The sequence below is a fragment of the Arthrobacter sp. B2I5 genome, from assembly GCF_030816735.1.
Taxonomy (GTDB): Bacteria; Actinomycetota; Actinomycetes; order Actinomycetales; family Micrococcaceae; genus Arthrobacter.
Map to the genome: position 1 here is coordinate 4,597,850 of NZ_JAUSYF010000001.1, position 22,517 is coordinate 4,620,366.

A 22,517-nucleotide genomic window follows, 5' to 3' on the forward strand; every position below is an offset into this window, starting at 1 on the left:
AGTAAAGCAGCTCGGCCAGGACTCAACGGACAATTCGCGCGCCGGACGGCAGCGGCTTTTCCAGCTCGGCCGTTCGGACCTCCTGGACTTCATCTTCGTTGAGAATGAGGCCGCAGAGCCATTCGACCAATCTGACAGGGGCAGCGATCAAACCAAGTGTCGCTGCGGTGGCAGGCACAAGACCGGACTCATCAATGCGCTGCCTGATGAGTCCGCCGCAAGTGAGAACTACCGAAATGGCAAGAGTTATGACGAGCATGTCAGTTCCGCGGGAGACGGCCAGAGCGGCAATAAGCCAAAGTGTCGCCGATGAGCGGCTTTGAAGCGCTTTCCTCCCCTGCAGCACAACAGCCACGGCGGCAAGCACGACCAGTGCTGTGCAAATTCCCGGTGTTAGCCAGTCCCTGGCACTGACCCAAGCCTGCCCGGCTTCAAACCAAGGGATGGAAGCTCCTAAGTACCCGCTGCTCACGGTCGACAAGACGGTGAGCGGTGGTTTTCCAACGCTTATTATGGCGACAATCGCTAACGCGGACGCCGTGAACGTATAGAACGCATTGATTCGTCCTTCAAACTTCTTGTCGAGCCCGGAAATAATGTCGGAGATCATGTGGCCCCTGCCCTTGGTTGGATGACGGCTCCAACCTATGGCGCAGGTGCGACAAGATGGTCGCCTCAGAGTTCCGCGCTATTCGAAGAAGTCCTCGTCCAACTCCACAACGTCGTAGCTTTGCTTCACCTGGACGCCCACCCGGTACTTGATCATCAGGCCAACCAGGCGGGCGGAATCGATCAGGATGATCCGGGAGGGGACGTTCTCCGCATATTGCCGTGCTCCGGACGTGAAGGCACTGGTGGTAATGAAGACGCCCCGGGACGCTCCGACGCCGTGCAGCGCGCCCACGAAAGCCTGGATAGTTTCCCGGCCGACCGTGTTGCCGTCAGCTTAGCGTTTGGCCTGGACGTATATCCGGTCGAGCCCCAGGGCATCCTGATCTATTACCCCGTCAACGCCGCCGTCGCCCGATCCACCGATGCGCCGGCCGCGCTGTTCCGCGCCGCCGTAACCCATTTTGAGGAGAAGCTTGACTACAGCTTCCTCGAAGAAATCCGGGTGGCCTTCGCGTAGCCGAGCGAGCAGGGAAACTCCTACTTCTGCATGGATGCGGTTAATGCCATCCTCGATCTGCTCCACAGGCTCGAGTTCTTCGGACACGATAGGTTCCGTGGCAACTGCCTCCGGGAAACCGGCGGCCTTTTCGGACTTGGGCCAGTACTTCGCGAAAATCTCGTGAGCCTGGCTGTAGTTGATGCCCTGAGGATTCTCCTTAAGCCACCGCCTACCCTCATCCATGATGCAGTAATGGCCCTTAGAAGGACGGTCGATCCACTTTGCCCGGGTGACGTGACTGAGGACCCAGCCCATGCGCTGTTCGTACCGAAGCCCGCCAGAATTCAGAGTTTCAAGGCGTGCCGACTCTGAAAGGCCTGCATTGTCAGCGGCCTGATGAAACAGGTCCTTGCGGTGCAGCGTCCTGCCGTCCTCGAGCGCCTGCAGGACCGGGACGATCAGTGCAGGCCAAATCGGAACTTCCGTTGCCACCATTTCCGTCGCCGTTTCAGACATTAGAGTTCTCCCTTGAAGGCGCGGTGTTGAAGCGAAGCGAACAGTGCGTCCAACTCGGCCAAGTGCTTGCGGTGTGCTTCCTTCAAGCGCTCAACGGCGGCAATCCGGATCGCGAAGGTCTGCTGGAGTTCGATTGAAGGGACGGGAATCGACACGGTCAGCAGCTTGGCCTTGGAAATGTTTGACATCGACGCCGCCGCTCCGCCAGCCAAACGTTGGATCGACGCTCGCTTGGTGGGGTAGGACATCACTGCCTGGAGGTACTCGCTCTCAAGGCTTTGCCGGTCGGCAATATTCAGTCGGAAAATCAGATCTGGAAGCAGGAGCTTTGGGCGAGTCTGTCTCACAATTACCACTGCTGCCACCAAGTTCGGCGTGTTTTTTCGGGTAAACAGTACGTCACCCGTCCGGACTTCATAGCGAGCGTCAGGGGCCGTTGTGAGTAGAGCCTTGTTTTCCGTCTCCAGGTAAGTCTGGCTTGTGATGGCGCTGAGCTTGAGAATTCCCCATTCGTCGGTGTCTGCTGGACGGTCCGCGGAAACCGGGCTCGAACCGCTGTCGATCGACGCCAATAATTGACCCAAGGGTTGCTGGTGAGGTGCGGTTGTGGGATCGCCGAACATGAAGTGGAACATCGACTGGGTGAGGGTGTCGAGGTGGGCGAGGGCTTCGCGGCGCTTGGCGCGGAGCTCGTCGGCCTTTTCCAGGATCGCCGCAATTCGCCGCTGCTCGTCGAGTGGCGGTAGCGGCAATTGAATCGTGGCGAGAGCAGTTGGGCTGATGCGAGGGAGGTTGGCCCCTGCCGCTAATCCGTTGACTTGGTCAACAATATGAGCCTGCCGAAGAAAGTGAGCTACGAACATCTTATCCGCAGTAGACCCCACTCTAATTGGCAGGATGTCTGTACTGCAGATACCGCTGAAGGAAGGCACTGCAATCTTCGCTAGGTACGGGCGCAACTTGCCGTAGAGGATATGTCGATCGTCGAACGTGAATTTTCCGCTGGCAAGTTCGCCGTTGTTGACCGTTCCAACGGATGTGAATTCGCCGCCGGAAATGATGTTTTCTAGGCCGACGTACGTTGTCCCGCTAACTATGTCTTCCGGCTTAACCGTTCTGCGGTCAATCGTGGCAATGTCCCCAAGCGAAACGACATTCACTTCAACAGCTCCCGCAGCTCCGCCATGTCTTCAGAAATCTCGGCTTCGAGGCTGTCGAGTGACGCGAGAATATCCTCCGGCTCGGCGTGCTCGATGTTTTCGTGCTCGATCTCCTTGTAGCGGTTCAGCGACAGGTCGTAGTCGTTCGCGGCGATCTCTGCGAGCGGCACACAGAACGACTGGTCCGTGCGCGCCCGCTCAAGTTCCGTCGTCGTACGTTCATTCCAGCGGGTGAGGACGTCGGGGAGGTCGGAGGAGCCGAGCGGGGTGCGCTTGTCGTCGAGGCTGAAGCCGTCGGACTTTACGTCGTAGAACCAGACGTTGTCCGTGCCGCCGGAGTTGGTCTTGGTGAAGAACAGGATGGCCGTTGATACACCTGCGTACGGCTTGAAGACACCGGAGGGAAGTTTCACCACGGCGTCGAGCTTATGGCCCTCTACGAGCGTCTTGCGCAGTGACTTGTGGGCGCCGGTGGAGCCGAACAGCACGCCGTCGGGAACGATGACAGCCGCCCTGCCTCCGGGCTTGAGCAGCTTGATGAAGAGTGCCAGGAAGAGGAGTTCGGTCTTCTTTGTCTTGACGACCTTCAAGAGGTCTTTGGCCACGTTGTCGTAATCCAGGCTCCCGGCGAACGGCGGGTTAGCCAGGATGAGGTCGTACTTCTCTTCCTCTTCAGCATGGAGGTCCGCCAAGGAATCACGGTAGGAGATATCCGGGTTTTCGACGCCGTGCAGCAACATGTTCATGGAGCCGATACGCAGCATTGTTGAGTCAAAGTCATATCCATGGAACTGCTGGTGGTGGAAGAACTTGCCGGTCTCCGCGTTGGTGAGCAGGCTCGGATTGTTGTCCCGGAGGTACTGGACCGCCTGCACCAGGAACCCACAGGTGCCGGAGGCGGGGTCGCAGATCGCCTCCAGCGGCTTCGGGGACGTCATGGCTACCATGAGATCGATGATGTGGCGGGGCGTCCTGAACTGGCCGTTGGTGCCAGCCGAGGCAAGCTTGGAGAGCATGTATTCGTAGAGGTCCCCCTTGGTGTCCTTGCCGTCCATGTTGATGCTGTCGAGGACGTCGAGAACCTGCTTCAGGACGCCCGCGTTCGGGATCTTGAACTGCGCGTCCTTCATGTGGTGGCTGTAGGTAGAGTCCTCGCCGTTGGCCAGCTTGGGAAGTTCATTGCGCAGGAACGGGAAGATGCTCTGGGAAAAGACCGTAAACATTTCGGACTGGGAGAAGTCCTTGAACTTGGACCATCGAAGATCTGAGTACGGACGTCCCTGCGGATCCAAACCTTCAGGAAAGATGGCGTTCTGTAGCGGCTGCCCCAGCAGGTTGGCGCGCTTCTCCTCGCGAGTCTGGTTCTCGTCGAGTCGCTTGAGGAACAGCAGATAGGTAATCTGTTCGATGACTTCCAAGGGGTTGGAGATACCGCCGCTCCAGAACGTATTCCAAACCTTGTCTACCTGGGACTTAATTTCACCTGTGATCACCCATGCGAGTTTAGTGTCATGGGACGACAGCGGCGGGCAAAGACCCCAGCTGTCGGACGGGTGTGTGAAGATTTGCCTTATGGATGATGCAGACCCGAATCTTGCCCTCTACGTCGACGGCGACTCAGCCCTGGTTGCAGGTACGCCCGAAGCCATCACGGAACTGTTTCGAAAACTGGATGTTCCTCCAGAAGCGTCTTCGAAGTTAGGGAGTGCGCTAACGGACATGCTTGCCCTGGCTGCGGGCGTCGCAGGAGCAGTTTCAAATGCCGGCATTAGCGGAAACTCTTTCCAGATGACACCAGAGTCATATGCCCGCTACCTGCAATTGGCGGGTTCGACCAAGGAAAAGTTCGGCATAGTCAGTGGTGTCCTGAGGCAGCCTGACGGAACCATCGACACAGTGGTTGAGCTGGTCGGTTCTACTCCCGTCAATCCTGCTGCTATGGGGAACATCTATGTCTTGGCAGCAACGCTTGCCATCCGGACAGCCATCCACAGCCTGGAGGTGCAACTCGCATCGATCGACGCCAAGCTGGATACCGTCCTCAGAGACACCCGCAATGAAGCTCTCGGCAACATCCAGGGGACCAGCCACATCCTTGGCAAGGCTTTTGGCTACTTTGAAGACACAGGCGTGCTGAGCGACACGCTGTGGGACCAAGTGGCTGGCCAGGCAGCAGTGCTCGCCCAGATGCAGGCGGTGGCGCTGAACCATATTGACGGGATAAGCGAAGGGCTTGAGGCCAGAGGATTTGGGAAACGGCTGGATGCAGCCAAATTCGCTGCATCTGGAGAACTCAAACATTGGCTCATCATCACCGCAGTTGCATTGACCAACATGGTGCGTATGGATTCGCTCGAGATTATTCGCGGAGCTGCCGAAGGAAACGCAGGTCCCCACGCTGAGCATGTTGAGCGCTCCCGCGTGCGCAGGCGCGACGCCACGAAGGCCAAACTGCAAAGGCTTGCTGAAGCTGCTGCTGCGGCGGCCAAAGTCGACATGATGTCCCGCGTAATGAATCCCCTGGAAATGCCCAAGCTGTACGACTCGGTTGCCGAGATCAACAGGCTTCTAAAAGCATTTTCTGACGCCTATGACATGCCCTTGAACGTTGAGTTTCAGCGACGGGAGTGGCACGAGTCGGTCATGGAGCTGGGACAAGCGGCAGGAGCCTCGGTGGCGGGCGCAGTGAGTGTCGTGGCCGGGGGAGTGGCTGCAGCACCTAAAGCGATCGCAGGGGGAGTGGAGGACGGAATCCTGCACGTGGCCCGGAGTATTGAGGAGAGGCGGAAGGTCGAGGCAGACGACTGAACCTATGAAAGCGTGCCGGCCGCGACGCTGTCGGTCCTCCGGCGCCTCTTCGGCCGTTCCGGGAACCTGGGCGGAATCCAGGTCAGCACGGCCGCCAGGTTTTGCCGCCGGGCGCGTAGCAGCGCGGTCCGGTGTATTTGGTGGAGGGCGCAGGCGGAACATACGGCTGGGGTGCTGGCGCGACATAGGGCGCCGGGGCTGGTGCCGGCACCGGCAGATTGCGTAAACGCTCAGCCTCAGCAGCGGCTTTCCGGGCAGCTTCATCTGCTGCAGCTTTTGCTGCGGCTGCCGCAGCCGCAGCCGCGGCCTCGTCTGCGGCCTTCTTCTCCGCCGCAACCCGCTCCTCTGCTGCTTTGCGTTCGGCAGCGGCCCTGGCCTGCGCCGCTACACGCTCCTCCTCGGCCTTTTTCTCCGCCGCTGCCAAGGTGGCTTTCAGGGCCTTCGTATCTTCCGCTTTCGTTTCTGCGGCAGTGATCTTCTTATCCAGGTTCGATACGTGTTTGGCCAGGGTGGCAGTAGAAAGTCCTGCCCACAAAAGGGCCCGCTCCGTTGCTTTGTCCCCGTTAAGGACTTTGCGCAGTGCCTTCGCTGCTGCCACTTTGGCCGCGATGACGCTTGCCGCCGTACCTGCCGCAGCAGAGGTTGTCGCCGGTGAAGCAGCGGTGGCGGTTTCCAGCCCCTTCGTTGTCTCAGTTAACTGAGCCGGAAGTGTGCAGTCGATACTCTCGGAGAAGAGCCCGGTCTTGGACGTTCTGGCTTCTTCGTATGCTGCTGCTACAGGCGGGAGAAACTTTCTGTTGCCACCGTACTCGACTGGAATTCCCAGTCCTTGCTGCGCAATCTTGGCGTTGACCAGGGTCCCGTCGGCAGTGAAGACTCCCGCGAGAGTCCTGCCGTACTTGTCGTGACGCTCGGCATCGAACTCGAGCCTGACCGGGGTCCCCTTTGGGAGCAGATCCTCAAGGTACTTTGAGGCCTCCGGCCCGAGGCACTCGACTGGCTGGTTTGGATCCTTGGTTTCGGGAGTGTCGATGTTCAGAAGCCGGATGGTGTGGTCCCCATTGTTGATGGAAACCACCAGCGTGTCCCCGTCGACCACTCGCATTACCGTGCCAGTACCAGCGTTGGCAGCCGCGCCCGCAGCGAACGATCCTGCCACCAGGCCAGTGGCCGCCAGTGACGCAATGATTAGTTTCTTCATGCCAAGTTCCCCCAAATGCAGCAGGAAACGAGGCCGTTCTAATGCGCTACCTCGGAGAATCCTGAGTGTTTACTCCACTAATGCTCAAGATGAAGAAGCAAGGATTGATCAAGGTTGGATCAAGGTGCGCGCAGTTTTGTGGGCTTGCAGCAGGACTGGGTCTACAGGTGTTGGATGCCTGCCCGCTGCATGGCGTCACGGTAGGTGTCCACGCTCTTGGCCAGCAGCTCTTCCTGCTTGGCTTCGGAAACAGCAAAGGCCCTCCCGCCAAGGGCGGAGGCCTTGTAAATTTTGATGCCGGCGCTCTTCAGCGATGAATGGTAGGTCTTCTCGAACAGGGTGAGGAACGTGGACGCGTCAGTGCCGTGGGCAATGATCGCCGAAACCCGGGAATTGATTTTGAGGAACTGCCGGAAAGGACGCAGGCCGTCGGTCTTCTCCTGGACGCTCAGGGCCGATGGGCTGCCGCTCTCACGGACCCAAGGGTAGGCGTTCCACGGCATGACGTAGCGCGGGTCCAGTTCAGCGAGTTCGTAGATCTGGGTGGCGCGGCGGGCCGCTTCGTCATCGTTGTTGTGTGAGACAAACCCGGATTCGGTCCCCTTGCCGGGGCTGGCCTGGAGGCTGATGATCCTGCATTCATCTTCGTCGTGGACGGGGTCGATGTAGGGGACTGTGGAACCGGGCTTCTTTTCCATGAGTTCATCGCATAGCTGGGTTACCTTCGCGATGTTCGGTTCCTGTAGCAGGGCCTTTTTTTCGTCCCAATCAATCGTCACGATTTCTCCTTGGCAGCGAGGCGTCCAGAATCAGGCGTCCTATGTCACTCTACGCTTTTGCGGGGAAGGGTGGGCACACCGAGTTTAGTCCGGGCGGCAGCAACGGCCCGGGGACATGCTGTTCAATGGATTATGCAGTTCACCAGGAAGGGCCTGAAGGCCGAAGGCTTCGCCGGCTTCCGGCCGATCCAGGACCTCGAAACCATGAGGATCCCGCAAGGAACAGGCCTCTTCGCCGTGGTGGCTCCCGAAGGTTTCCAGCCGCGCTTCCTCACGAAAAGCACGGCGGGCGTGTTCAAGAAGAAGGAACCGTCCCTGCCTGCAGCCGCTCTGGCTGCCGAGTGGTTGGACGGCGTGGTGGTTCTCTACGTCGGAAAAGCCGGGCCCGGAAGCAAAGGGAACCGGGGGCTCCGGCGTCAGATCCAGGAGTTTGTGGATTTCGGGCAGGGAAAGCCGCCCGGGCATTGGGACGGCCGCGCCATCTGGCAGCTTGCCGGCGCCGGATCACTGGCCGTTGCGTGGAAAGAACTCCCGGCGGAACAGCTGAACAGCGCTGAAGCGGCCTACCATTCAGCGTTCGTGGCGGAGTTCGGCCGGTTGCCGTTCGCCAACCTCGTGCAGGCGCGCGCCAGGTCCGGCGCTTGATGCCTCCGGCACGCCTTTCACGCCGGGCCGCGTAAACGCTCCATCTCGCGGCGGTCCTTTTTGGTGGGCCGGCCCGCGCCCCGGTCCCGTTGCGGCAGGCCGAGCGCCGGCAGGACAGGACGCGGGGGAGTGTGGTCGGTAAAGCAGTGCGAGGCCGCCTCGGCCCCAACGCGTTTGGCGATCAGCCGCCGGACCTCCAGGATGCGCTCGTACCCGGACATGCGGACGGTGACGGTGTCGCCTGTAACCAGGGTCGCCGACGCCTTCGACGGGCTTCCGTTCAGGCGGACATGCCCTGCCCGGCAGGCTGCAGTGGCGGCCGATCGCGTTTTATAGGCGCGGATGGCCCACAGCCAGGCATCGATCCGGACACTGGCGGGGGAGGCAGGGAGACTGGTCATGATTGGCACCGAGTATAGCCCCGGGGCCGGTCACTCCACCGTCACGCTGACCCGCTGCACCACGTTGTTGCCCATTCCCTGGTAGTTCCAGTTCTGCTCAAGTGGTTGGGTAGCGCCCGTGATGTCCGTGGCACTGCACGCCAGGACGTGCTCGCCCGGGTCGGCCACCCAGGGCAGGCTCCACCTCCGCCACGCGAACCCGCCAAGGGGCTTGTCCAGGTGGGCCGGCAGCCAGGTGCCGTCAATGCCCACCTCGACGGCGGTCAGGGCACCCTCCCCTGACCACGCCCTGCCTTCCAGCATCACCGGTCCCGGGCGAAGGAACCGCCGCCGCGTGAAGAAGTCCGGAACGCCCGGCGGGACCATCAACGAACGCACCCTGATCCGCGTAACCGGCGTGCCGACGTCGTCCGCGGTGCTCTGGTAGCGGTAGGCAGGCTGCTGCTGGAACCCGGTAAACGGCGCCCGGACCACGTCGATGGACTGCAGCCACTTCACGCTGGCCATGCCGTACCAGCCCGGCACCACCAGCCGCAGCGGGTAGCCATGCTGCGGCGGCAGGTCGGCGCCGTTCATCTTGTAGGCGAGAACGACGTCGGGACGCAGCGCTTCGCGGATCGGCAGGCTCCGCGCGTACTGCTGCGGGACGCCGCCCTGAACCCCCGCATCGGCCCCGGTGAAGACCACCTCCACCGCATCCGGCAGCACGCCCGCCTTGCCAAGGAGATAGGCCAGCGGCACGCCGGTCCAGTACGCCGTACCCACAGCCTCCAGCACCCAGGGTTGGCTCACGGGCCGCGGCTCCAGGAGCGAGCGGCCGTTGCCAGCGCATTCGAGGGTGACGGGCACGGTGATGGCCGGATCCCTCCGCAGCGCCGCCATGCCCAGCTCCAGGGCGCGCTCCACTGCACCCCCAATCCGCAGGTGCCAGGAGGACGCATCGAGATCCGGAATGTCGAAGTGCGTCAGCACATAGTGAAGCCCGGGCGGTGTCACTTCGCGGCGGAGCATCTCGAGCGGCAGGGAGTGGTTGCGGGCTGCGAGCTGCAGCTCCTCGCGGGTGAGTGGATCCGATGTGGGCTGCGCGCCGGGCGCTCCAGCAGTTGCCTGTTCCGCCGACGGTTCCCGGGTGGGCTGCTGGTTGCTGTAGTTCATGGCGACGCGATTCTGGTAGCGGAGTTTGAGGGACGCCCCCGCCAACAGGTCTACGCCGGGACCACCCGCGCGTCAACGAAATTAAACCAGCTACAGCACCGGCCGGGTCAGGAACCCGGCAAGGCTGATGGGGTCCTGGCCGGTCAGCCCGTGGACGTCCGGCGACAGCCCCGCCATCTCGCCCGCTGCCATCGCCGTATAAGTGCTGACCCACGCGTCCAGCTGCCACTGCGGAGCACCGTAGGACGCCCGTGAGGCGTAGGCTTCCTCCACCGTCTCCGGGTGGTAGCTGATGCTGCGCCCGGTCCCGGTGCTCAACACCTCGGCCGCCTGCGCCATGGTCAGTTCCTCCGGGCCGGTCAGGTCGTAGGTCTTGCCCTTGTGGATGGCTGGATCCCGCAGCACTGCGTGGGCGCAGCGGGCAACATCCTCCCGTGCCACGCCCGAGAACACCCCGTCACCGGCAGGGCCGCGGATCACGCCGTCCCCGCCGGCCAGCAACGGCAGGAAGTCCAGGTAGAAGTTGTCCCGCAGGAAGGTGTAGTCCATCCCGGACGCCTTGATCCGCTCCTCCGTGGCGAAATGGTCCCTGGCCAGGGTGAAGGTGGCGTCCGGCGCGGCCCGGTAGAAGGACGTGTACACCACGTGCTGCACCCCGGCATCCGCAGCGGCATCAACAAACGCATAATGCTGCTGCAGCCTGTCTTCGGCCTCCGCTGCGGACACCATGAACAGGATTTCGGCGCCGTCCAGGGCCTGCCGGGACGCGGCGCCGTCCCCGTAGGAACACACCACCGGATGGGCGTCATCCAGTTGCGGTGCCCGCGCGGCGTCGCGCACCAGCAGGCGCTGGGCGAAACCGGACGTGGCAAGCTGCCGCGACAGCATTCCGCCCAGGCCTCCCGTGGACCCGGTGACCGCGAGCTTCGGCAGTTCCGACGGGGACGCCACTTACGCTTCCCGCGTGGCCGGCGACTTGGTCTGGGCAGGATCCCGCTCAGCAAGGCCGCCGACGGCGTCGTCGATCTTCTTCAGCACCTCCGCTTCGAGCTTCACGCCGGCGGCAGCCACGCTGTCGGCGATCTGCTCGGGCCGGGAGGCGCCGACAATGGCGGAGGCAACGTTGGGGTTCTGCAGGACCCAGGCAACGGCAAGCTGCGGCATGGACAGGCCGGCTTCCTCGGCAATCGGCTTGAGTTCCTGCACGGCGGCCAGGACGTCGTCGCGCATCCAGCGCTGGATCATCTTGGCGCCGCCCTTTTCATCCGTGGCGCGGCTGCCTTCCGGGGCGGGCTGGCCGGGCAGGTACTTGCCGCTGAGGACGCCCTGGGCCATGGGCGACCAGACGATCTGGGACACACCCAGTTCTTCCGACGCCGGGACCACCTCGGCCTCGATCACCCGCCACAGCATGGAGTACTGCGGCTGGTTGGAGATGAGCTGGAAGCCCAGTTCCTTTGACAGCTTGTGCCCCTCGCGGAGCTGGTCCGCGGTCCACTCGCTGACACCGATGTACAGCGCCTTGCCCTGCCGGACGATGTCCGCGAACGCCTGCATGGTCTCTTCCAGCGGCGTTTCGAAGTCGTAGCGGTGGGCCTGGTACAGGTCCACGTAGTCCGTCTGCAGCCGCCGCAGAGAGCCATTGATGGACTCCATGATGTGCTTGCGGGACAGGCCAAGATCGTTCTTGCCCTTGGGCCCGGTGGGGCCGAAGACTTTGGTGAAGATTTCCAGGGACTCGCGCCGCTCATCCTTCAGGGCCTGGCCCAGGACGGTTTCCGCGGCGGTGTTGGCGTAGACGTCCGCAGTGTCAAAGGTGCTGATGCCGGCGTCGAGGGCAGCCCGAACGCATTGGGTGGCAACGTCGTTTTCCACCTGCGAGCCGTGCGTCAGCCAGTTGCCGAACGTAATTTCCGAGACTTTGAAGCCGCTGTTTCCGAGGTATCTGAATTCCATGGGTTTCACGCTAACCCAGATGGTTGCTCAGGGTAAGGGCTCTGCCGTTCTCCCTTACGGCTGGGGGTGCGCGTCCTGCGCCTGTTCCCTGAGCACCTGCTGCTTGCCCGTCAGGGAAACCAGGGATCCGGTATCCAGCGGCGGCACCGGATGGGGCGGCTGGGGCTTCTTGAAGGATCGCGGCAGCTCATGCGGCGGCCGGTGGTTGTGCAGGGCGGATTCCACCAGCGGGGCCACCTCGGCCACCTTGTCGGCGGGCACGGCCGGGTCCGGAAGGTCCCGCACCGACAGTTTGATTTCGGGCGCGGCGGCCCGTGCCCTGGCCTGGGCGCGCTTGTCGGCCTCGGCGACGGCGGAGGCCCAGTCTTCAGCGAGGACCGGCGGCTCGGGCCGGGCGGCGGCAAGCTTTGGATGGCGTACGACGGCGGTGCGCAGCGACTCTTTCAGTTTGTCCGGCTTCAGCGCTGCGGCCTTTGCCGCCAGCGGCTTGCGGGCCTGGGCCGGCTGTGCGGATGGACCGGCAAACCGGGCCAGTTTCCCCTTCCGGGGGACCCGCCCGAACAAGGCCATCAGAATAATGGCGGCAAGGCGCCCCATGCCCGCGAGGACCAGGGTGATGACGCCGAGCAGGAAGAGGACGCCGAACATCATGAGGGCCACGCCAACAGTGCCCAGGAAGGTCAGGTTGAGGACGAGAGTGTCCGGGTTCTCCACGTCTTCTCTCCTCTCCAGCCAGCATCCTGGGTCCGCTCCGGGCATCCGGTGCCGGGGGCAAGCTCCTTCTCCACCATACGGATTTTTGTTCGGCCATGCCGCCGCGGCCCGGGTCGGGTCCGAGGTTGTAGCGAAGCTGTTACCCGATATGACAGCATCACCGGGTGACCGAACTGAATGAGTCCGCAAACTGTGTGTGCCTGTCCGGGGAGCCCTACGCCGAATGCTGCGGAAGGTTCCATTCCGGCCGGGCGCTCGCTGCCACGGCAGAACAGCTGATGCGGTCCCGGTACAGCGCGTTCGTGCTGCTGGATGAGGACTACCTGTTGCGGACCCACCATCCATCCACCGCACCGGCCGGCCTTGACCTGGACCCGGCGATGCAGTGGCGCCGCCTGGACATCCTGGCCACCAGCGGAGGCGGACCTTTCGATACCGCCGGCACGGTGGAGTTCAAGGCGTACTACCGGCACGGCAGGGAGCGGGGGGTCCTGCACGAGAACAGCAGGTTCGTCCGGGAGCACGGCCGGTGGCTTTACGTCGACGGCGACATCCTCGCCTGACTATTGCTCGTCGTCGTAAAACTCGCTGTCCGGGGTGAAACCGGCGCGGTCAACCTTCCGGTGGAACCGCATGCCCGCCAGGCCGCCGAGCACCGCGCCAACCAGGGCCACGGCTGCCACCACGATTGCGGCGATGATGCTGGTGGTGGTCAGCTGGCCTTCATTGATGGGGATGCGCGGGAAGCTGTTCAGGTTGGCCAGGACATTGAACTGCTGGCCAGCCACAACTCCCAGGATGGCCACCACGACGGCCGCGATCAGCGCCCAGATCCACACCATGAGCCCCTGCTTGGCGCCGTTGAAACGGGCCATCCTGCCGGCCACGTAGCCGCCGCAGTAATAGGAGAGGAACAGGATCACCAGGAGCACGATGATGCCCACCAGCCCCACGGTGCCGGTGTTTTGGGCGGCCTGGTTCACGGCCTCGTTGACGTCGGTGTTGCTGGCAAGCCCTACCGCGGTCCCGGCAGCTGCCACGAGCGCCGTCAGCAGCACGGCCATCCCGGTGGCGGTCAACCAGCCAAAGAACGCCGAGCCCACCTTGATGCCGCCAAACCGCTCCTTCTGGCGCGCCACCGCGGTTTCCCGGTTCGCCAGCGTGGGGTCTGACGCCGGCCCCACCACCGGCGTGGCCCGGGTGGGGGAATGCTGGTATTCCCGCTCCGCCGAGGGTGCAGTGGAATAGTCCCTTTCCCGTGGGCGTGTGGGCGCTTGGTCCATTGAGCGCGTGGCGGCATCGTCCGCGGCTGCGTCCCGGTAGCTTCCGCTTCGGGTGGTTTCGTCCTCCCGGGCGCGGCGGGGAGGCAGGTTCTCTGGGTCCGTTGAGCTGCTCATGGTTCAACTCAACCACCCGCCCCCGACGATAGCAAGCGTGCTTACTATTTCGTGACCTGCGGTTTTACCGGTATTTCCGGTGCAGGTCCTCCTTTTTGGACGGCCCCGGCGAGGCATCGGCAATCCACGGGCCGGTGCCTTCGGACGGGTCCAGGACCCCGGCCTCCAGCCAGGTGTAGTCGCCGGCGAGGACCTTGCGCGTAAGTGCCTGGTCGGCGTCGTCGGTGTTCCGCCACAGCTGGTCGAAGTACTCGTCCACCCGCACCCTTGCCTGTTCGCAGTAGGCATCGGCGAGCTCGTAGGCGCCGGCGGCCTTTTCGGGGGAGGTCTTCAGCAACATCTCCGCGCGGGAGCAGCAGGCGGTCATGGCGAAGAGCTCGGCACCGATGTCCACCACGCGGCCCAGGAATGCCTGTTTCCGCTCCAGCTTGGCCTGCCAGCGGCCCATCCCGTAGAAGGTCTGGCGGGCCAGCCGGCGGGACGAGCGCTCAACGAACCGGAGATGCTTGGCCAGCCTGCCGAACTCCGCATAGGAGCGGGGGTCCATCCCGGCGCCGGCCACCAGCTTGGGCAGCCATTTGGCATAAAAGCCGGAGGCCCCGACGGCGGCCTTGGCTTTGTCGGCCAGGCTTGCATCCAGGGACGCGAGGTCGCCCGCGGCGGCCAGGTGCGCATCCACGGCTTCCCGGGCGATCAGCAGTCGCATGATCTCGGAGGACCCCTCGAAGATCCGGTTGATCCGCAGGTCCCGCAGCTGCTGCTCCGCCGGCACCGCACGTTCACCTCGCGCGGCCAGCGACTCAGCCGTCTCAAACCCGCGTCCGCCCCGGATCTGGACCAGCTCGTCAGCTATGCGGCAGCTGATTTCCGTGGCCCAGAGCTTGGCGAGCGCGGCCTCGATCCGGACATCCTTCTGCCCGGCGTCGGCAAGTTCCGCGGAGAGTTCGAACACGGCGTCCAGCGCAAAAGCCGACGCCGCGATGAAGGCGATTTTCTTGCCCACAGCCTCGTGTTCGCCCACCGGCCTGCCCCATTGGGTGCGGGCGTTGGACCATTCGCGGGCAATCTTCAGGCTCCAGCGGCCCGACGCCACACACAGCGCCGGCAGCGCCAGACGGCCGGTGTTGAGTGTGGTCAGGGCGATCTTCAGGCCCTGGCCCTCCCGGCCCAGCCGGTTGGCGGCCGGCACCCGCACCTGATGGAAGCGGGTGACCCCGTTCTCGATGCCGCGCAGGCCCATGAAGGCGTTGCGGTTTTCCACGGTGATGCCCGGCGAGTCCATTTCCACCACAAACGCGCTGATGCCGCCCTTGTGCCTTGTGCCATCCGGATCGGTGTGCGCGGGGACAACGGCCATGACCACCACCAGTTCGGCGATCACCCCGTTGGTGGTCCAAAGTTTCACGCCGTCCAGAAGGTACGCGTCGCCGTCGTCCGTGGGCGTGGCCGTGCTGCCCATCCGGGCGGGGTCGCTGCCCACGTCCGGTTCGGTGAGGAGGAAGGCGGTGACGGCGCCGGCGGCGCACCGGGGCAGGTACTCCCGCTTTTGCTCGGGCGTGCCGAAGACCTTGACGGGTTCAGGCACGCCGATGGACTGATGTGCCGAGATCAGGGCGCCCAGGCTGGGGTGCACGCTGCCCAGCAGGGCCAGGGCGCGGCCGTAATAGACCAGGGAGAGCCCCAGCCCCCCGTATTCCTCCGGGATCTTCATTCCGAAGACGCCCAGCTCCGCGAGGTCGTTGATGTATTCGTCGGGGATTTTGGCATCCCGTTCAATGACCTGCCCGGACATGGTTTTGGCGAACTCCGTGAGGCGGGCCATGAACTCCTTGCCCTTTTCCACGGAGGCGGGGTCCGGGGCCGGCCAGGGATGGACCAGGCCAAGATCGAAACTGCCCAGGTACAGGCCCTTGGCGAAGCTGGGGCGGTCCCAGCCGGATTCGCGGGCTGCCTCGGCAACGGCGCGTGCATCTTCAGCGGTTGCGCCGGCGCCGATGTTGCCGGCGGGGACGGGGGTTTCTTCAGCCGGGGCGTCTTTGGCCTGGCTGTCAGTTGCGGAGGTCATGGGTTATCTCCTAGGCCGGATTGGCCGGTGTAGCCATGGATCCGCCGGGTTGGAGAACCCTTCAGCTGTCCCTCAAGATTACCCGCGGGTAGGTTCCGGTGCTAGGGGCGGGCTGGCCCTGGAAATCGCCGGGCAGGTCCACTGCGGAGGCGCGATGGACCAGCCTGTCCCAGCCTGCGTTGATGCCGTGGACCACGGCCAGGAGCGTAGTGGACACCACCACCCAGGTGAACTTCCCTGCCCCCAGCACGGCCAGGGCAATAAGCCCGGCGGTGAGCACGAAGGCGGCCAGGATGGCGCCGAATACCAGTGTCCCGATGAAGACCAAGGTGGCTGTTTCCACTGAGCTTAGATCGAACTGCATGAATCCCCCTGCTGCGACGTTGCTTTGCATAAGACTGCTGTGGCGAAGACCAGTAGCAGAAGCGTAGGGGGACAGCCGCACAGCCAGCCAGAGCAGGATGGGGCAGAAGTGACTCTTGATACGGGATTGAAACACTACCGGCAGGTAGGTCACGGAGTGGTCGCGGCGGCCTGCGTTAACCTTGTAGTTGGCAGTTTTCCGGCCGGTCCCTCGCGTGCCGCCCTGCCAAGCCCCTGCCCAACAGCCAAGGAGAGTGCGTGCCCCGCTCCGCCAGGTCATCCGCTGACGCCATCAGCGCCCGGCTCCGGGACCTCGAACTCCTCACCAAGGGACCCGCGTGGGCCCTGACGCGTTCGGCGCCCTGGGTGATTGCCGTGCTCCAGGCTTCCTTTACCCGTACCCGGCCACAGGTTCCGCTCGAGGAATTCCATGCCGACGTCGACTCCTTCCTTGAGGAGCTCCGGCGCCAGGATCCCGGGCTGGGAGGAGGAGCCAACGGAAAGGCCTTTGGTGACGAGTGGACCCGGCGGCAGTTCCTGACCCGGCGGAACCAGTCAGGCCGGATTGTCTACGAGGCCACGGAGCCTGCGGCGCGTGTGCTCGCCTTCCTGGACAGCCTCTCCAGCGAGCGGTCAACTCTGAACGGTTCACGGCTGGGCACGCTGCTGGGGGACGTGGAAAAGCTCGCCAACGAGACCAACCCGGACCAGAGCGCCCGGCTCGAAGCCCTGGAAGAGGAAATCGAAGAGCGGCAGCAGCTGATCCAGGACATCAGCACGGGGGAGTTCGACGGCCTGCTCGATGACGACGAAGCCGTGGAGGCCGCCGGGAACATCCTGGACCTGGCCGCCAGCCTCCCCGCCGACTATAAGAAGATGCGTGACCGGATCGAGGAACTGGTGGGCGAGCTGCGCAACCAGATCATCGAGGAGTCGCTGACCAAGGGCGCCACCATGGCCCAGGTCCTGGAAGCGGACAAGCGGCTCCGCCAAAGCCCCGAGGGCAGGACGTTCCGGTCCTTTACCGCCTTCCTGGAGGACCCGCAGCAGCAGGTGAGGTTCCGGTCGGCCATCGGGGAGGTCCTGAGCCGCCAGTTCGCCGACGATCTCTCGCCGGACGACCGTGAGACGCTCAAGAACCTGGTGGCCGAACTCCGCCAGCAGCACAGCCAGATCCAGCGCATTTACGGCAAGCTCAGCGAGAGCCTCAACACCTACGTCCAGAGCGACGACTTCCGGCAGTCGGTCCGGCTGCGGCAGGTCCTGCGCGAGGCTGAGCAGGCCATCCGTTCCCTTCCCTACGAGCGCGAACGCCCCGGGCTGGTTCCCGGCCCTGTCCTGTACAACGCCGGGTTCGAGTCGCTGTCCATGGTGAAGCTCTTTGACCCGGACGAGTTCGCGGCGCCACCCCGGCTGGCCGATCCCATCGCCTTCACCGACTCGGACCGGGTGCGCTCGCCGAGGACCGGCAAAGCCAGGCCGGACGTGGTCCGGTCCGCCATGGCAGGGGCTGCCACCCTTGCCGACGCCTGGCAGCAGCTGCCGCCGGAAGAGCAGCACATCAACACCATCCGCGCGCTCCTGTCGGAGGCCCTGCACGCCGGGGCCGACTTCGACCGCGGCGCCTGGGATGGCCTGGACTTCGAACAGATCGACGGCTCCACCCGCAGGGCCTACCTGCCCGTGGTTACGCTCGCAAAGGATTCAGATGACTGAGGAAATCACGACGACGGCCGTTGAGCACCCCTTCACGGTGTCACCCCGCGACACGTTCGTCGACGGCGCCGCCCTCTTCCCCGGCGATACCGGCGTGCTGTCCATGAAGGTGCGGCAGGCCCTGGTGAAGCTCCTCAAGGGGCCGTACATCGACGGCGGCCGGGACGAGAAGCTCTGGACCACCCTGCTGGACAACCAGGTGATCCTGCGCAGCCGCCTGTCCGAGCTGTTCCTAACCCTCCAGCTGGACCACGAGCGCAAGATCGCGGTCCTCCGCCCCGTGGATCCGGACGTCATCGGGGGAAGCGCCCGGTCCAGCATCCTGCGCCAGCAGCGCGCCCTCAGCCGGGTGGAAACCATCGTGCTGCTCCGGCTCCGCCTGCTGCTGGACCGCCACGTCACGGCCCAGACCGATCCCACCATCACCCGCGAGGAAATCACCGACCTCGTGGCGCACTACCAGCCCGCCGGCCAGCAGGACGCCCTCCGCGACTCGGACGTGGTGACCCGGGCCATCACCAAGCTCCTGGCCCGCCAACTCCTGCTCCCCACCGGACTGGACGACGTCTACACCATCTCCAACGCCCTGCCCCTGGCCCTGCCGTTCGAAAACATCGGCGACATCCCGGCCCACATCGAAGCCCTGGTGGCGGCAAGCACCGATCCCACCGGTACCGAGGCTCTGATCGACCTCGACGGTGCCTCGCGGGAAGAGGACGACGACGACGCCGATGCCGCCCCCGCCCCTTCGCCGGGCAGCATTCGTCCTGCGGACGATGCGCCCGGCTCCGGTAGGCCCGATGCCACTCCCTGGGCGGCATCGGCGTCGTCTCCCTTGGGCGCGGAACTTGCCGGCCCAAGCGGTGACACCGGGGACATGCGGCAGCGTGCGTCTAAGCGAGGAACGAGCGAGCACGCCGAGCATGTGTCCGGTGGCGGCGCGAACGGAACCACGACTGAGGTAACCAAATGACTATCGCGAGCATGCTCCCCTTGGGTGACGTGACGAACCCGGGACAGATGCGGCTTGCGTTGGTGCAGGTGGTCAACTGGGGGACGTTCCACGGCGCGCACACCATGCATGTGGACCGGAACGGAACCCTGCTGACGGGCAACTCGGGCGTGGGCAAGTCCACGCTGTTTGACGCGATGCTGCGGGTCTTCGATGCCCGGCCGCGGTCCAATGAGGCGGCTGCCCAGCGTTCTGGCGGTGCCGTGGAGGACAAGCGGACCACGTTCACCTACATGCGCGGCAAGGTGGGAGACAAAGCGGTGGGGGAGGGCTCGGCGAGTGCGTTCCAGCGCCCGGGTGCCACGTGGTCCGCCGTCGCGCTGACGTTCGACAACGCCGCGGGCACGCGGGTGACGGTCTCGGCCTTGTTCGACCTGCCCAAGAACGGCACGGAGTCGAGCGTGGGCCGGTTCTACCTGATCGACACTGTGCCCCTGGACCTCGAAGCAGTGGAGGGCATCGCCGACAAACGCTTCACCAAGGGTGCCCTGGAGGCCACCTTCCCTCACGCCCAGGTCTTCGACGTGCACAAGGCCTTCGCCGAACGGTTCCGCCGGCTGCTGGGGATCAGCTCGGACCAGGCACTGCCCCTGCTGCGCGTGATCCAGGCCGGCAAGGGGCTGGGCGGCAGCGTCAACACCTTCTTCCGGGACCAGGTGCTGGACGCTCCGGCAACCCTGGCCGCCGCCGATGACGTGGTGGAGGAATTCAGCAACCTCATGTCCATCCGGCAGCGGCTGGAGGATGTCCGGCAGCAGCGCGACCAGTTGGCGCCTGTTCCGGGACTGAACCGGGAGTATGCGCAGTCCCTGCTGGATGCGAACCGGCTGCGGGAATTGGTCGGCGAGGAGTTCGAGGCGTACCGCCAGCAGCTCGCCGTTACGGTCCACCAAAAGACGCTGGCCCGTTTCCGGGAGCTGGCGCAGGCGAAGGCCAAGGAACTCGGGGCCGAGCGTGCCGTCCGCGACAACCTGGCCAAGGAACTGCGGCAGCTTGAAACCGACTACAACAACCAGGGCGGCAACGCGATTTCGGCGATTGAGCAGTCGCTGGAGAACGCCCGCGTTGGCCTCAAGCTGCGGCGGCAGGTTGAGGAGGCGGCCCAGCAGGCACTGGCCGACGCCGGACTGCAGCTTGAGTGGAGCGCCGCCGGCTGGGAGCAGGCCCACGAGCAGGCGGCAGCACGGTCGGCCGAGCTGAAGGATGATTCGCAGGCCCTGCAGGAGCTGCGGTTCGAGGCCTTCGACGCCCACGCCGGCCGCAAACGGGAGCTGGCGGCTGCCGAGCAGGAGCTCGTCTCGTTGAAGACGCGCAAGTCCCTGCTGCCGCCGTCGAGCATTGAAAACCGCGCCGCCATCGCCGCCGCAACCGGCGTCCCGGAAGACCGCATGCCCTTCGCCGGCGAACTCATGGACCTTGCCGAAGGCGAGGAACGGTGGCGCCCCGCCGCCGAACGCGCGCTCCGCAGCCTGGCCACCACCCTGCTGGTGCCCGGTGAGCACTTCGACGCCGTCACCCGCTACCTCAACGACCACAGCATCCGGGGCGCGCTGCGGGCGGTGGACGTCTCCAAGCCTCTCGCCGGCGGTGCGCTCGCCCTGGAGGACGTGCGCGACGGCGACCTGCTCACCAAGCTGGACATCCTCGCCTCAGGTGCGGCAGCCGAAGCCGGTGAATGGGTCCGCGAGCGGATCGCCCTGGACTTCGCCTATCAGTGCGTGGAGGACCCCGACGAGCTGGCAGCGCTGGACAAGGGCCTGAGCCTGGGCGGCGTGGTCAAGCGTAACCGGCACACCGTGGAGAAGGACGACCGGTTTACCAGCCGGCAGGACTATGTCCTGGGCTTCGACAATGCCGCCAAACTGGAACTCGTGGCCGGCCAGGTGGAGGACCTCCGGCAGGAAGTGGCCAAGGCCGCGGAACTGGCGCAAAGCCGCGAGGATTCACACCAGGGCATGAGCCGCCAGCTCGACGCGCTGCGGCGGATTGCGGAAGACGACCGACCCTGGGAACAGGTGTCTGCTGCCGTGGCGGCGGACGAGCTGACCCGGATCGACCAGCGGCTCAAGGACGCCCTCGCCGCGCAGGCAGACCTGGAGCCGCTGCGGGCCACCATCGAGGAGATCCGGCAAAAGCACCAGTCCAGCACCGAATCCGCCGCGGTCCTGCAAAGCGAATACAAGGCCCTGGACCGGCAGCTCACAGCTGCGGATTCGCTGCTGGAAGCCGCGCGTGACCGCCTGGCCCAGGCGCCGCCGTCGGACGCCACCGCGACGGCGCTGGAACCTTACTTCATGGAGTTTGGCGACGTGACCGAGATGCACGAGCTGGACAACCTTGCCAACCGGGTCCGTACCGCCCTGCTGGGCGAACTCCACACCGCTGAATCCCGGGGGCAGGCCACGGCGGAGCGGCTCACCCGCATCTTCGAAGGCTTCGTGCGGGAGTGGGGCAGCGCCATCTCGGCGGACCACGGCACCAGCATCGGCGCGGCCAGCGAATTCGAGGCCCGCTACCACGCCATCGTGAATGACGGCCTGCCGGCCCAGGAGGCGGAGTTCCGGCTGTTCTTCAACCAGCGCACCCACGAATCCTTCAGCACGCTGCTGCACCTGCTGGACGAGGAGCGCCGCTCCATCACCAGCCGCATCCTGCCCCTCAACGGCATCCTCTCCCAGGTGAACTTCCACGAAGGCAGCTACCTGGAACTGGACATCAAGCAGACGCTGCCGCCCACCGCAAAGCAGTTCAAGGACGCCATCCAGAACGCTTTGAAGGCGCGCCACACGCGGCCTGGCAGGACGGACGCACCCAAGGGGGAGGGGCCGGACAACGACGACGCCGAGCTCACCGCCCGCTACAAGTCCCTGGAAACCCTGGTCAAGAGGCTTGGATCGCAGGCGCCGGAAGACCGGCGGTGGCGCGCGGAAGTGCTGGACGTCCGCGGCCACCTGTTCATCCAGTGCAAGGAGCACCGGGAAGTCACCGCCCCGGCTGGAGGAAAAAAGAAGGGCGGCGCCAAAAAGACCGAGGTGTTCATGCACGCGGACACCGGCTCCATGTCCGGCGGCGAGCGGCAGCGGTTCACCGCGTTCATCATGGCTGCGGCCCTGAGCTACCAGCTGGGCATCGCCGAGCAGGGCTTCACGACGTACGGCACGGTGATGATGGACGAGGCCTTTGTGCTTGCCTCAGAGGAGTTCGCCGGTGCCGGCATCAAGGCGCTGCACGAATTCGGCTTCCAGCTGCTGCTCGCTGCGCCGGAAAACGTGATCGACCTGTCCCGGCACCTGGGCTCCGTCACCGAGATCCTCCGCGATCGCCGCACCAACCGCTCCGGTGTCCTCACAGCGCCCGTGATCCGGCCGCGGCCGGGCGAAGAAGGTGCCTGGCGGTCCGAGGCGAACCCGGTGGACATCGTCCTGCGCTGAACGGAATCCTGCTATATAACAAATTGATGGATTTATTGCTCCGGCCATGGTGTCCGGTAATTCGGCTATGCCACTCTGGGCTTTACC

18 protein-coding genes and 2 pseudogenes are annotated in these 22,517 nt (G+C 64.5%); 6 read left to right on the top strand and 14 right to left on the bottom strand.

The genetic code is table 11. From position 1 onward, the window contains the following. Positions 1 to 22 precede the first annotated feature (22 nt). From QFZ60_RS21405 to QFZ60_RS21420, 4 genes and pseudogenes are all read right to left on the bottom strand, one after another. Complete coding sequence (locus QFZ60_RS21405) at positions 23 to 610, bottom strand: hypothetical protein (RefSeq protein ID WP_307093097.1); 588 nt, start codon at positions 608 to 610, stop codon at positions 23 to 25. 78 nt (positions 611 to 688) lie between these two features. Beyond that, a pseudogene (locus QFZ60_RS21410) lies at positions 689 to 1,627 on the bottom strand (restriction endonuclease). After that, on the bottom strand, positions 1,627 to 2,787 hold the full coding sequence (locus QFZ60_RS21415) for a restriction endonuclease subunit S (protein ID WP_307093099.1): 1,161 nt from the start codon (positions 2,785 to 2,787) through the stop codon (positions 1,627 to 1,629). Before QFZ60_RS21415 ends, QFZ60_RS21410 begins: the two are co-directional and overlap by 1 nt. Continuing rightward, positions 2,784 to 4,280 (bottom strand): class I SAM-dependent DNA methyltransferase, encoded by a 1,497-nt coding sequence (locus tag QFZ60_RS21420; protein WP_307093100.1) that lies wholly within the window; start codon positions 4,278 to 4,280, stop codon positions 2,784 to 2,786. The genes QFZ60_RS21415 and QFZ60_RS21420 overlap by 4 nt, the downstream gene beginning before the upstream one ends. 79 nt (positions 4,281 to 4,359) lie before the next feature. Between QFZ60_RS21420 and QFZ60_RS21425 the strand changes: the two genes are divergently transcribed. Then, entirely contained in the window at positions 4,360 to 5,595 is a 1,236-nt protein-coding gene (locus tag QFZ60_RS21425; protein WP_307093101.1) for a hypothetical protein, read from the top strand. Between the two features lie 82 nt (positions 5,596 to 5,677). Here QFZ60_RS21425 and QFZ60_RS21430 read toward each other — a convergent pair whose 3' ends face one another. Together QFZ60_RS21430 and QFZ60_RS21435 are read right to left on the bottom strand one after the other, a co-directional pair. Next, entirely contained in the window at positions 5,678 to 6,796 is a 1,119-nt protein-coding gene (locus QFZ60_RS21430; protein WP_307093103.1) for a thermonuclease family protein, read from the bottom strand. A 161-nt stretch (positions 6,797 to 6,957) separates the two neighbouring features. Then, the gene (locus QFZ60_RS21435) at positions 6,958 to 7,575 is read right to left on the bottom strand and encodes a uracil-DNA glycosylase (protein WP_307093104.1); all 618 of its coding nucleotides are present in this window, start codon (positions 7,573 to 7,575) and stop codon (positions 6,958 to 6,960) included. Positions 7,576 to 7,707: 132 nt separating this feature from the next. Between QFZ60_RS21435 and QFZ60_RS21440 the strand changes: the two genes are divergently transcribed. After that, positions 7,708 to 8,220 carry a hypothetical protein gene (locus QFZ60_RS21440; RefSeq protein ID WP_307093106.1) on the top strand — a complete coding sequence of 171 codons (513 nt, stop codon included), beginning with the start codon at positions 7,708 to 7,710 and terminating at the stop codon, positions 8,218 to 8,220. Between the two features lie 17 nt (positions 8,221 to 8,237). Here QFZ60_RS21440 and QFZ60_RS21445 read toward each other — a convergent pair whose 3' ends face one another. The 5 genes from QFZ60_RS21445 to QFZ60_RS21465 form a co-directional block, all read right to left on the bottom strand. After that, a complete protein-coding gene (locus QFZ60_RS21445) occupies positions 8,238 to 8,621 on the bottom strand; it encodes an RNA-binding S4 domain-containing protein (protein WP_056332115.1) in 384 nt (127 codons plus the stop codon). A 30-nt stretch (positions 8,622 to 8,651) separates the two neighbouring features. Continuing rightward, positions 8,652 to 9,776 carry a sulfite oxidase gene (locus QFZ60_RS21450; RefSeq protein WP_307093108.1) on the bottom strand — a complete coding sequence of 375 codons (1,125 nt, stop codon included), beginning with the start codon at positions 9,774 to 9,776 and terminating at the stop codon, positions 8,652 to 8,654. A gap of 90 nt (positions 9,777 to 9,866) precedes the next feature. Next, on the bottom strand, positions 9,867 to 10,727 hold the full coding sequence (locus tag QFZ60_RS21455) for an SDR family oxidoreductase (protein WP_307093110.1): 861 nt from the start codon (positions 10,725 to 10,727) through the stop codon (positions 9,867 to 9,869). Continuing rightward, positions 10,728 to 11,732 carry an aldo/keto reductase family protein gene (locus QFZ60_RS21460; protein WP_307093111.1) on the bottom strand — a complete coding sequence of 335 codons (1,005 nt, stop codon included), beginning with the start codon at positions 11,730 to 11,732 and terminating at the stop codon, positions 10,728 to 10,730. It lies immediately after the preceding gene. Between the two features lie 54 nt (positions 11,733 to 11,786). Beyond that, the gene (locus QFZ60_RS21465; protein WP_307093114.1) at positions 11,787 to 12,446 is read right to left on the bottom strand and encodes a hypothetical protein; all 660 of its coding nucleotides are present in this window, start codon (positions 12,444 to 12,446) and stop codon (positions 11,787 to 11,789) included. Between the two features lie 164 nt (positions 12,447 to 12,610). On the opposite strand from QFZ60_RS21465, the gene QFZ60_RS21470 reads away from it, so the two are divergent. Further along, positions 12,611 to 13,009: a YchJ family protein gene (locus QFZ60_RS21470; protein ID WP_307093116.1), complete on the top strand. Its 399-nt coding sequence runs from the start codon at positions 12,611 to 12,613 to the stop codon at positions 13,007 to 13,009. Here the strand turns inward: QFZ60_RS21470 and QFZ60_RS21475 are convergent, their stop codons facing one another. The 3 genes from QFZ60_RS21475 to QFZ60_RS21485 form a co-directional block, all read right to left on the bottom strand. After that, complete coding sequence (locus QFZ60_RS21475; protein WP_307093118.1) at positions 13,010 to 13,843, bottom strand: TIGR04086 family membrane protein; 834 nt, start codon at positions 13,841 to 13,843, stop codon at positions 13,010 to 13,012. It lies immediately after the preceding gene. 64 nt (positions 13,844 to 13,907) lie between these two features. Then, positions 13,908 to 15,908, bottom strand: a complete 2,001-nt coding sequence (locus QFZ60_RS21480) for an acyl-CoA dehydrogenase family protein (RefSeq protein ID WP_307093120.1) — start codon at positions 15,906 to 15,908, stop codon at positions 13,908 to 13,910. Between the two features lie 61 nt (positions 15,909 to 15,969). Beyond that, the gene (locus tag QFZ60_RS21485) at positions 15,970 to 16,272 is read right to left on the bottom strand and encodes a hypothetical protein (protein ID WP_307093121.1); all 303 of its coding nucleotides are present in this window, start codon (positions 16,270 to 16,272) and stop codon (positions 15,970 to 15,972) included. 257 nt (positions 16,273 to 16,529) lie between these two features. Here QFZ60_RS21485 and QFZ60_RS21490 point away from each other — a divergent pair, with 257 nt between their 5' ends. From QFZ60_RS21490 to QFZ60_RS21500, 3 genes and pseudogenes are all read left to right on the top strand, one after another. Next, positions 16,530 to 17,987, top strand: coding sequence for a DUF3375 family protein (locus tag QFZ60_RS21490; RefSeq protein WP_307093122.1), 1,458 nt, complete (start codon positions 16,530 to 16,532; stop codon positions 17,985 to 17,987). Then, positions 17,980 to 18,723, top strand: a pseudogene (locus QFZ60_RS21495) (DUF4194 domain-containing protein); the annotation flags it as partial. The gene QFZ60_RS21490 and the pseudogene QFZ60_RS21495, both read left to right, overlap by 8 nt. 233 nt (positions 18,724 to 18,956) lie before the next feature. Further along, on the top strand, positions 18,957 to 22,430 hold the full coding sequence (locus QFZ60_RS21500) for an ATP-binding protein (protein ID WP_307093123.1): 3,474 nt from the start codon (positions 18,957 to 18,959) through the stop codon (positions 22,428 to 22,430). Positions 22,431 to 22,517: the final 87 nt, after the last annotated feature.